Below are 11090 nucleotides of genomic sequence, written 5' to 3'. Positions count from 1 at the left end.
GACGGGAGGCGTACGTACCTGCACCTCGAGCAGGATGCGCTCGAGAGCCTGGGCACCGCGTCCCCCGTGGCGGTGCCCAGGCGCGTCCTGTTCGTGTGCACCGGCAACACCGCACGCTCACATCTGGCCGCCGCGCTGTGGCGCCAGGTCAGCCCGATCCCCGCTGCCTCGGCGGGCACCCATCCTGCCGACCAGATCAATCCGGGAACGATCGACGTCGCGAGCCGCCGGGAGCTCGACCTCCCCATCGTCGAGCCACGGCGGGTCGAGGACGTGCTGGACCCCGATGATCTCGTGGTCACCGTGTGCGACCGCGCCCACGAGACACCGAAGGTCCCGGGTGAGCTGCACTGGTCGATCCCCGACCCGGTGGACAAGGGCCCCGAGGCCTTCGACACCGCCTACGCCGAGCTGGAGCGCCGCATCAAGGCGCTCGCGGCCCGCTTTCATCCTGATGAGCCACCCCCCACGCGCAAGGAGTAGCCCTATGGACACCGAGGTCACCGCTGAAGAGTTCAGTGGCCACGACAACGCTGCCGCGATCGGCCGCCCGAAGAGCCCGGACGCCGTCCCCGACGCGCCATCGCTCGCCGAGCAGTTCGCCGGCATCGTGTACTTCTCCGAGATGACCGCCAACAGCCAGGACGATCGACGGCCGACCCATCACCGCAACGTCGGGAGGATGTCTGGCGCGGAGTCAGCTCGCACCAAGCGCGGTCGCCGAACCCCGACTCGGCCCTGGCGTCTTCCCGCCGTCGACCGGAACCCCAAGATCTGACCGCACCGACGCCGTTTGCTTATGGAGCATGCGTCACCGAGCAGGTCGGCGGGCCACCAGGAGGCCGATGTCGCCCCGCTGCACGACGGTGTCGTCCTGCTTGGTCAGGACGAACTCGCGCTCGAGTACGCCGTGCTTGCCGTCGCTGGTGGCTCGTACGCCTCTGATGTGGACGGTGCACCGGACGGTGTCGCCGACGACGACCGGGTGCGTGAACTGCCATCGGTCGATGCCCAGGAGCGCGACCGAGCACCGCTCGAAGATGCCGAGACGAGATACCAGGCCCATCGCGACGGACAGGCCGAGGACGCCGTGAGCGATCGGCCGACCGAAGCGTCCCCCGGCGCTGAGCTCGGCATCGGTGTGTACGGGGTTGGTGTCCCAGCTCCAGCCGGCGAAGGACACGATGTCGGTCTCCGTGATCGTTCGTCCCTGGGAGCGGAAGATCTGGCCAACCGCGAAGTCCTCGAAGTACCAGTCAGATGGCGAACCCATTTCCGTGGTCATGGATCGATCATGACGGCTTCCGTGTCAGGCTCCGAACAGCAGGTAGAGGCCCATGTAGGTGTAGAGCACCATCGCGAGGAGTAGCGGCAGCTGACCGGCGACCTGGTGACGCCGTGGGAGGATCTCCAGGGCTCGGTCGTGAGCTGCGATGACGCCCAGGACGTGCCCGGTCACGATGGAGACCACCTTGGTTGTGGCCAGGAAGGTCGCATGCTGGGAGAACCAGTAGTTGACCTCCCAGTCCCCGGTCCGGAACAGATCTGCCCCGGTTCCGACGGGGTCGCTGATCTGGATCAGAGTCTGTGAGCCGACCTGTACGAAGAAGCTCAGGTAGTGCGCCACCATGTAGCCGACCACGATCGGGACGATGGAGTGAGCGAGCTGACGCGGTATCTGCCAGCGATCGACGCTCTCATCGATCCCTGTTGCCATCGACGCCGCCATGAAGACGACTCCGACGACGGTGACCGCGGTCAGGAGTCCGGCCGTTCCCAACACGGTCTGATCGATGCCGCTGGACTGGACGAACCGGATCCAGGTCACGCTCTCGCGCCAGCTGTCGTATGCGGTGCTTGCGAGGAGGACGGCGACCGTGGCCACCAGTCCTGCTTCGCTCGGCACACGGGCAAGGTGGCGTAGCGGACTGATCCAGACGAGGTCGCCTTCGTCGTTGCGTCCCCATGGTGAGAGGTGGGCCAACAGGGTGGAGTAGACCTCGAACGGGTCGGCCCGCTCGAGCCATCGTTCGCCGAAGATCGCGCCACCGAGCAACATCGCCGCCAGGTAGCACGCGAACCACGCACGAACCGAGCCCAGGTAAGTCGCTTGCGGCGAGACGAGCTCGAGCCAGACGAAGGCGAACAGACCGATTGCTGCGGGCCAGTACCCCAGGTCGGCCGGATATCGGCGTATGCCTTCGCCAGGTGGTCGCCCCGCGACCTTCGCGAGGATCAGGTGGAGGGTGCGGGCCGGGCTGACGGCGCGGTAGAAGCGGCCGAACAGCAGCGACGCCGGGACGATGCCGACCCAGAGCCAGACGTAGACGACGCCGAAGGTGGGGTTGTTGAGCAGGTCCGGCCCGAACAGCGCGGGCCAGAGCATGAAGCAGAAGAACGTCATCCCGAGCGCACGGATGCTCATGGTCCAGCCGCGACTGTCCAGGAATGCGGCGAGCCCGGCGGGGACGGCTCGTTCGCGGCCGGCGGTCGAGAACCGAGGCGTACGCCAGGCCAGGAGCAGCACGACGAAGGACAAGGCGAGGGCGGCGGTGCCGCCCGCGATCGCAAAGGAGGCGGGAATGGGCAGGTCGGCGCCCCCGCCCAAGCCGTGCATGGGCAGGATCAGGGGGAACAAAGTCAGTGCACCTCGATGAGGGCGACGACGGCGCTGGTGTCGTGGTCCTCGACCTCGACGGTGCCAGGAGTGTTCACGACGATCTCGCCGTCCGTGGTCCCCTCGGCGAACTGGACGATCTGTTCAGGGGCGGAGTGGATGTGCAGTTCGCCGGCCCGATCGGAGTCGATCTCCACGAGGAGCTTCTCTCCGGTGCTGAGGTGGATCGCCTCCGCATTGGGTGACACCTCCTCCCCGTCGATGGTGATCGTGAGCAGCGGACCGAGATCGGTTGACTCGGTGCTGGGGCTGACCGGCGCTGCCGGCGATGAGGCAGCCGAGGGGGTCACGGAGGACGTCGCGTCGGTCGGCTCGGTCGGTGGGGCGGTGTCCTCGGCGCCTCCGCACGCGGCGGGCGCGAGGACGAGTGTGAACGTCGCAGCGATGGTGGTGCTGAATCGCCAGAGAAGGCGGAGGTGCATAGACATGGGTATCTCTCGTGTGCGTCGCGGGCTTTAACCGGGGAGGGCCGAACCGGGTAGCGCTGCGAGCGCCACGACGGTGACCGAAGCTGACACCGCGGCCACCTTCCGCAGCCGCCGGCGAGCGGGCTTGTCTCGCCGGCCGTCGCTTTCCTCGGGGTCGGATCTACGCCGCCGCTCCCGGTACAGGAGGGCCACCCCCGTGCTGAAGACCACCACCGCCAGCGCGCCGAACGCGATCAGCCGCCAGCCGTCGGTTGTGGTCGCCGCGAGTAGCAGCACCGCACCGCCCACCGGCATGATCCGGGCCAGCAGACGCGTGGCGGGCGCCGCCTGTACACCGGCTCGACGCAGGACCGTCCACTGCATCACCGCGGCGCCGACGCCGACCGAAGCCGCGAGCAGGAGCGCGGTGTCCGCGGCCACGCTGAGCGGCCCTGGTCCCGCCGGTGCGTACGGGCGGGCGAAGACCCAGGTGGCCGCCAACGCCGAGGCGGCACCGAGCACCGTCGCCGCGGCCGTCAGGCGCTCGACCGAGGTCCGGGCGGGCTCGCTCCGCAGGAGCTGCCAGAAGCCGAGCGTGAGCGGCAGCAGGATGAGCAGCCTGGCCATGAGCGCCGCCCCGATGCCCGACTTGATCGTCCCAGCGAGGAGCGCCGGGTCGAACGCGTCACCGAGCGAGGTCCGGGCGGCGTAACCGCCGAAGGAGAGCAGGGACACGAGCGTCGCCAGCACCATGGTCGCCAGCGTGTACCGGAGCAGACGGCGCGATCCCGGGCGGCGGGTGCCCTCCGGCCAGGCGACTCCGAGCACGAACACGGTCCCGACACCGAGCACCAGGGCGGCTGTCGCGAGCGTTCCCGCCACCGTGTACACCGTGACGACCACCGGGTCGCGGTCGACGACCAGCCCCGGGACCGCGGTGAGCCTCGCCGAGGAGAACACCGAGAAGGTCGACGACCCGACCATCGGTTCGAGGGTGCTGGACGGCACCGACCAGACGACCGAGTAGATCCCCTCGTAGCGGGTCTTCGGCATCGGCACGGCAATCGCGTCGTCGGCCCCCGGCGGGTTGTACGGCCGAGTCGAAACGATGCGCTCGCCTGCGGGATCAGTCATCTGGACCGTCGCGAGCTCCGCGGGGACAGGCCGGTCGAACGTGATCCGGACCTCGTCGGGGGACTTGACCGTCTGGCCGTCCTTCGGGCTCAACGAGACCAGCTCCGGGTCACCGGATGGCGACGGCAGTACTGTGAGCAACACTCCCCAGCAGACTGCGACCAACACAACCAACCCGATCACGCGCCGACGGAACCTAGGGCGGGGTGGGGTTGTGACAGCCTGTGGGCGAATCTTCTGCGCCGTCATCGGCGAGCCTCCTGCATGATTGGGCATCTGTCTCGGGTAGCCGACGGACCCGAGCCCGTCGGTGGTGCTAACGGGCTCGGGTCCCGGCTTGACTTCGTCGGGATGCTGGGACCCGGAGACGGTCCGGGGCTGGGCTGCGCTGCCCAGCCCCGGACCTTCGGTGGTGTCAGATGGTGATCAGCAGGCCGACTCGTCGATCGGGTTGATCTGCTCGCAGGTCAGATCCTTTCGCCAGGCCGCCGGGATCTCCTGTGACCAGCCGTTGTAGACCAGCGGGAGGGCCACGACGCCCTGTCCACCCACACCGGGGTGGGCGACGAGCTCGTCGTCCATCTTGGTGTCCGGCGTCGGCCCCAGCGTCAGCTGGCCGGCGATGGCGGCATCCGAGATGTCGCCATCGTTGTTCGGGTCGACATCGATGACCTGCGTGGCGTTGGAGAACTTGTTGGAGACGTAGGCGTAGTAGCCGCCACCCTTCTTGGCGCCGAAGTTGGCGCCGTGGCAACCGGGGTTGCAAGGCAGATCCTTGATCAACTTGTGTGTCTTCGGGTCGATCACGTTGACCGTCGCAGACAGGGTGTTCACCGCCAGCAGCGCCTTACCGTCCGGGCTCACCGGGAGCTGGATCGTCAGACCGCCCCACGGCTTGCCCGCCTCGGGACCCGTCTGCGAGTCGTAGTTCTGCCACAGGTCGATCGTGGAGTTCTTGGCCACACCGCCGTCGGGGGTCGCACACGCGTCCTCCTTCAGCGACACGCACGACACGCTCATGCCCAGGAAGTTGGACAGGTACGCCTTCTTCGAGTCCGGCGTCATCGACGTGGCGATCGGGAACGCCCCGACGGGCTCGTGCCTGACGGTCCCCGAGTCCATGTCGGCGATGACGGCCTCCTCGGTCATCGTGTTCGGCGCGACGACCGTCTTGCCGTCATGGCTCGTCCAGTGCGCGTGCGGGTGCGGGGTCATGCCGCTCTCCGGGTCGGCGTGGATGCGCTTGATGATCTTCGTGGCGCCCGGTGCCGCCTCGACGATGTCCGTCCCGGCGTTGATGCCGATCGTGAGGTTGTCGTTGCCCGGACGGGTCATCACGTGCGCCGGGTTGGGCCCGACTTCGAGGCTCCGTACGAACTTGCCGGTCTCCCGGTCGAACACGTCGGTCTCGCTGTCGAACCACTCGTTCGCGTACAGGTACTTGTAGGTCTTGTCCGCCCACATGTTGTGGACGTTGTTCATGTTGATCTCGGGGGCTGCGATCTTCCGATCGATCGTCCAGTCCTCGGCGTTGATCTTCGTGATGGAGCCGTGCTTCTCCTTCCCTGCGAAGTCCTCCATCTGAGTGGCCATCCAGACCTCACCCACACCAGGGGTGGTCGGCTTCTTCAACGCGGGCAGCTTCCTCGGGTAGCCGAACTTCTGGTCGAAGTACGCGTCTAGGTTCGGGATCAGTACCGGCTTGCCGTCTGCGTCGTACTGCAGGATCGGGGCGGGCGGCTGGACCGGGTTCCAGGACACCTCCTTGGTGCTGCTGTGCTGCTGCCAGTTGTTCGGGTTGGTGGCCGTGAAGAAGGTGTTCACCAGCCGCTGGATGATGTCGGCGTTCGACGGGACGGCCTCGGGCTTGCCGTTGACCACCAGCTTCTCGCCGAAGTCGAGACCCAACGTGAGCGGGTCGTCGACCACGACAGCGCCGAGCATGTAGGGCGCGACCGAGTCGGTGAAGGCGTACAGCCCCGGCTCGGTGAGCTGGATCGTCTTCTCGCCGTAGAAGGCGCCTTTGGAATCCATGTACGGGAACTCGTCCGCCCCCTCCGGGGCGATCAGCCCGATCGGGTTGCGAATTCCCTGGGACTTGGCCGGGTCCACGTTGAACGTGACGGTGACCGGAGGCCCCTCGACCGCGAACTCCTGGAGGGAGTCCAGGACACCCGCCAGGTCCACGCCGACCGGCAGCGAGCTCAGGTCGACCGGCTCGTCCGCCGGCATGTCGGCGACGGTCGCCTCGAGCTGCCCGATCAGATCCTCGGCCTCGGCGGCCTTGGAAGCCGCCTCCGGCGAGGACTTCGCGATGCCCTGCACGGTGGCCAGGGTCGAGTCGAGGGCCAGCGGGTCGGTCGGGGCACCCGCCCCGCCGGCGGTGCCGAGTCCGCCGAGGAGGTTCTCCACCAACGACGCGTCAGTCGGCAGCACCGGGCCACCGATAGAGGGCAGTCCGCCAGCAGGCACGCCGACCCGGGGGAGCACGGCGACCGCGAGAGACTTGCTGCCGAAGAGGTTGAGACCGGAGTCGAACCATCCTCCGTTCTCGTCGGTGATGTCGAAGGTGATGGGGAGCGGGCCCACCCCGATCGGCTGCTGGCCTACTGCCGGCATCGTGGTCAGACTCGCCGCCGTGATCGCCGAGGCCGCCGCCACGGCCACTGCGCCGAGTCGGCGTCGTCGCTTCTTGGGCCCCAAGAAGCCTTGGGGAGTTAATTCAGACATGAAGAATGCCTTCCTTTTCGCGCATTGAGTTCGAGCTCCAAGGTGACAATTCGGGGAATCCGAGGAGTGAGAACCACTCAATACTGCGCTCATTAAGGTCCCTGAGCCCTAGGTGAAATCTAATCGTTAATGGGACCTCACAACCTCACGTGGGCATTAAAAACGGAAAAGAGATGAGGCAAAAAGCGGGCGGGTGTTGCCTCGATAATACCCCGGGCGGTTTCGCCTCGATAATACCCCCGGGTGTTTATACCGGGCCTCTAATGCGCGCCTGGAAACAGCCAACGAAAAGGCAAAGTTGGACACTGGCGGGCTCTTTTTACTGTCGCGTTACGTTACAGCGACGAATCAGACATACCTGGTCGGCCTACTGGCTATCCGGCCCGAAATGGCCTTTCTGCGAACCCCGAAACATCCAAAACAAACCTCTGAAACATCCAAAACCAATTGGGTATAAGGAGGGGAAGCGTAAAGAAGGAGAGGCCATGCCCAGTCTTACCTACGTTTACCGGGGTCGTGCGATCACCCCGCCGGTCTCCGCTGCTGTTGCGGCCGTCGTACCGATGGAGTTGGCATGACCACGATCCCCACCGAACCGTCACGGCCCCGGGCTGGTGTCGGCACGCCCGATCGAAAGCGTTCCAGCGCCCCGCTGTGGTTGCTCGCTCGACGCGTGCACTTCATGGCGGGTCTTCTGGTCGCGCCGTTCCTCGCGGTGTTGGCGTTGACCGGCCTGGTCTATGCCTTCACTCCCCAGATCAACGACGTGCTGTACGGCGACAAGCTGCACGTGGAGGCGCAAACAGGGAGCCCGCGACCGCTGTCGGAGCAGGTCGAGGCTGCACTCGCCGTCCATCCGGACGCACACGTCACCTCGGTCATTCCGGCGGAGGACCCCGACCGAACCGCCCAGGTCGTTCTCGGGGGCATCGAAGGCCTGAAACAGACCGGGAGCCACTTCTCCTCGGAGTCGCTGACCGTGTACGTCGATCCGTACACCGGTGGCGTCAACGGTGAACTGGTCACCACGGACAACCGGCCACCCGCGGAGGTGTGGCTGCGCGAGTTCCACGGCAACCTGCACATGGGCGACTTCGGTCGGCTCTATTCCGAGTTCGTTGCCAGCTGGCTGCCCTTCATCGTGCTCGGTGGCCTGGTGCTGTGGCTCGGCAGGCGCGCCCGTGGCCGATCCCTGCGGACCGTGCTGGTTCCGTCCTTCACCGCGAAGGGACGTACGCGCTATCGGTCCTGGCACGGGGTCCTGGGTCTCTGGCTGGCAGTCGGGCTGCTCGGCATCAGCATCACCGGCCTGACCTGGTCGAACTATGCCGGCGGCCGCGTCGACGCCGCGATCACCGCCCTGAACGGCAAGACCCCTCTGCTCTCCGCGCCGGAGGTGACGGTCGTGGACGGTGCTGAGCCGATCAGTTTCGACCGTGCTGTCGAGGTGGCCAGGTCGGAAGGCCTGCAAGGTGAACTCACCCTCGTCCCGCCGCACGCCGCCGCGGCGCCCTTCACCGTTGAGGAGTCGTCCGAGGGGCTGCCGATCCGCAAGACCTCCGTCGCCATCGATCCCTACACCGAGCAGGTCGCTGCCCGCCAGGACTGGGAGGACTACCCCCTGATGGCCAAGCTCACCAGCATCGGTGTCAGTGCCCACAGCGGCACCCTGTTCGGTCTGGCCAACCAGCTCGCGCTGGCCCTGCTGGCCTTGGGATCGCTCGCGCTCCTGGGCCTGGGGTATCGGATGTGGTGGCGGCGCCGGCCCACTCGGTCCGGGCCTTCCTCTCCGGCGCCGGTGTGGCGCAACCTGTCGGTGCCGATGCTGGTCGTGGTGCTTCTCGCGGCGGGCGCCCTGGGCTGGGCGATGCCGGTCTTCGGCGTGACCCTCGTCGCATTCGTCGTCCTCGACGGCACCGTGAACACACTGCGGCAGCGCCGTGCCCGAGTGAGCGCTGCCTGAGACCCATGGGCAGCAGAGGCGCCGCCGAGAGTCGTCAAAGCCTCGGCGGCGCGTCACCCTGCCCTTGGCAAGAGGCCGTTACATATCAGAGGGGACGCCCGAGCGCCGTGGCCAGCGAGACCGCGACCGCCATCACGGCGAGCTCGAGCCCGGCCCACGCGATAAGTGGCGTGGGCTGCTGGCGCGCCACGCGGTCGACGACGGCAGTACGGATGTACGCCCCCGAGCAGCCGAGCAGGACCATGCAGGCGAGCTTGCCCATGACCAGCCAGCCGGCACCGGTATGCGTCAATGCGTCGACTGCCTCTCCGAGGGACGGCGTCACGTCGCCGGTCAGCCGGGGAGCGGCCAACAACAGGCCGCTGACCGCCACCAGCGCGAAACTCGCCTCGGCGACCCGCGAGAACCGGGGAAGAACGACGGCCAGCGCCTGCCTGTCGGCGCTGATGATCAGAGTGGTGATTGCCAGTCCGCCCACCCAGAGTGACGCTCCGGCCACGTGGAGGGCGCTGGCCGTCATCAGCAGCAACGGCGGCTCAGCCTGCGAAGCGTGCCCGCTCATCGACACGGCCACCAGGCCCGACAGCGCGATCAGCAAGCCCACGTCCGGTGGCAGCGACGGCCGCCGCAAACGGGCAGCCGAATAGGCGGTCAACGCTCCCGCCGACCCGGCGCTGATCAGCAGTGCGACACCTAGGCTGACGTTTCCGCCGTAGCCGAGCACGCCGCCGACCGGCAGCCGTAGTTGGCGGAGAGAGATCTCCGCCGCGTTGAACCAGAGACCCAGCAGTGCTGCGACCGCCCACACTGCTGCGGCCCATACCGCCGCCGCTGAAGTACGTCGGGCCAGGGCAGGGGCACGGTCGCGACCAGCCTCACCCAGAAGAACCAGCACCAGCACGGAGCCCACAGCTCCGATCGCGCACACGTTGGCGATCCAGCGGAGCAGCGGGATCCCGGTGCGCACCACCACCGACGGCTCCGGAATGCCGACGACCGGCTTGGGCAGCGTGACCAGGATCCCGAAGGCAAGTACGACGAGGCTCGCGCCGACGAGCGCCGAGACCTGCAGGAGCCGGGTACGTTCGTTCATGTCGCATCCGTTCGGCGTACGGTCAGGCGACCGACAGCCCCGACGCACACCGCGATCGCGGCCAGCAGCGCGATCCACAGCCACGTGGGCATCGCTGCCAAACCACGCGGCCGATCTACGTCGAACGCCGTCATCGCGGTGGCAGCGGACGCGGTGGAAACGGTGGACGCGGTGGACGCGGTGGACGCGTTGGACGCCGACCGCCGGATGTTGATCGGCACTGACCCGGTGATCGGGTGACCGTCCGCTCCGAGCACCCGGTAGTGGATCTGGTAGCGGCCCGGAGGCCCCACCTCACCCATCGAGGCGGTCAGGGTGTTCCCGTTGATGCGGGCACGACCACACGCCCAGTGGCTGCTCTCTGGTCCGGTCACCACCATGCCGTTAGCGCCGGGAAACGCCTGGATCGGCTGGTCGAAGGTGAGCACCACCTCCGACGGGCCGGCGGCGAGCACGGCGCCGGCACTTGGCAGGCTCTTGACCAAGTGGGCGTGGGCGGACGCTGGCGCCGCTGCGAATAGTATGGGAATCAAGAACGAGAGCGCGAAGATCGTCGCTGCGAACGCCGTGGCGAGGCGCTGCGATCCGCGTGTTGAAGCATTCGACATTGCTTCCACCTAAGCGTGTTTCGAGAGTCATCGAACTAGGGGTGGTCCATGGCTCAGCCGGCACCAGGCCCCGCGCAGGAGAGCGCAGCACCACCGGTGGCGACGACGAATGGGATGGGGACGGCGGCGATGCTGCGGGCGATAACCTTCTGCATGGCGAATACCCATTCTGTGTTCGCGAAAACGCACGACGATGTGCATTTGGCTAGCTCCGAAAGTTGCCACTTATAGTTGAACTCAGGCCAATTGCGGAGCAGTTACGTATGCGCATGTCGCCTGTAACTAAGAAAAGTGTTAAGTGAAGTGCCCTTAACGCTGGTGTTCAGGGAATTGGGGTGGCTGCAACACCCCCGTAACGCCTGGTTGTCGTTCAGCCTTTTCCGTCGTTGGCGTGAAGTGATAATGCCCATACGGGCTGGGGTATCGACTTATCGAAGGAACACTTTTTCAATGCGCCTCGGGTGGTGGAGGAGCCTCT

10 protein-coding genes are annotated in these 11090 nt (G+C 66.9%); 3 read left to right on the top strand and 7 right to left on the bottom strand.

Annotated features, from left to right (window positions below; genetic code table 11):
* Together AB0F44_RS28740 and AB0F44_RS28735 are read left to right on the top strand one after the other, a co-directional pair.
* Positions 1-483 (top strand): ArsR family transcriptional regulator (locus AB0F44_RS28740; RefSeq protein WP_357360591.1); only part of this gene is annotated, 483 nt, incomplete at its 5' end.
* Positions 484-487: 4 nt separating this feature from the next.
* Entirely contained in the window at positions 488-778 is a 291-nt protein-coding gene (locus AB0F44_RS28735) for a hypothetical protein (protein WP_357360590.1), read from the top strand.
* A 33-nt stretch (positions 779-811) separates the two neighbouring features.
* On the opposite strand, the gene AB0F44_RS28730 is transcribed toward AB0F44_RS28735, so the two are convergent.
* The 5 genes from AB0F44_RS28730 to AB0F44_RS28710 form a co-directional block, all read right to left on the bottom strand.
* Positions 812-1285, bottom strand: a complete 474-nt coding sequence (locus AB0F44_RS28730; RefSeq protein WP_357360588.1) for a MaoC/PaaZ C-terminal domain-containing protein — start codon at positions 1283-1285, stop codon at positions 812-814.
* Positions 1286-1309: 24 nt separating this feature from the next.
* Positions 1310-2638, bottom strand: a complete 1329-nt coding sequence (locus AB0F44_RS28725) for a hypothetical protein (RefSeq protein ID WP_357360586.1) — start codon at positions 2636-2638, stop codon at positions 1310-1312.
* 2 nt (positions 2639-2640) lie between these two features.
* Positions 2641-3105 (bottom strand): hypothetical protein, encoded by a 465-nt coding sequence (locus tag AB0F44_RS28720; protein ID WP_357360584.1) that lies wholly within the window; start codon positions 3103-3105, stop codon positions 2641-2643.
* A gap of 27 nt (positions 3106-3132) precedes the next feature.
* On the bottom strand, positions 3133-4362 hold the full coding sequence (locus AB0F44_RS28715; RefSeq protein ID WP_357360583.1) for a copper resistance protein CopC: 1230 nt from the start codon (positions 4360-4362) through the stop codon (positions 3133-3135).
* A gap of 282 nt (positions 4363-4644) precedes the next feature.
* A complete protein-coding gene (locus tag AB0F44_RS28710; RefSeq protein WP_357360581.1) occupies positions 4645-6837 on the bottom strand; it encodes a copper oxidase in 2193 nt (730 codons plus the stop codon).
* Between the two features lie 685 nt (positions 6838-7522).
* On the opposite strand from AB0F44_RS28710, the gene AB0F44_RS28705 reads away from it, so the two are divergent.
* Positions 7523-8911 (top strand): PepSY domain-containing protein, encoded by a 1389-nt coding sequence (locus AB0F44_RS28705; RefSeq protein ID WP_357360579.1) that lies wholly within the window; start codon positions 7523-7525, stop codon positions 8909-8911.
* A gap of 85 nt (positions 8912-8996) precedes the next feature.
* Here AB0F44_RS28705 and AB0F44_RS28700 read toward each other — a convergent pair whose 3' ends face one another.
* Positions 8997-10004 (bottom strand): CopD family protein, encoded by a 1008-nt coding sequence (locus tag AB0F44_RS28700; RefSeq protein WP_357360578.1) that lies wholly within the window; start codon positions 10002-10004, stop codon positions 8997-8999.
* Complete coding sequence (locus tag AB0F44_RS28695; protein ID WP_357360576.1) at positions 10001-10612, bottom strand: copper resistance CopC family protein; 612 nt, start codon at positions 10610-10612, stop codon at positions 10001-10003. Before AB0F44_RS28695 ends, AB0F44_RS28700 begins: the two co-directional genes overlap by 4 nt.
* Between the last annotated feature and the right edge of the window lie 478 nt (positions 10613-11090).

The sequence above is a fragment of the Nocardioides sp. NPDC023903 genome (assembly GCF_040639295.1).
Lineage (GTDB): Bacteria > Actinomycetota > Actinomycetes > Propionibacteriales > Nocardioidaceae > Nocardioides.
This window is presented reverse-complemented; position numbering and strand designations above follow the sequence as displayed.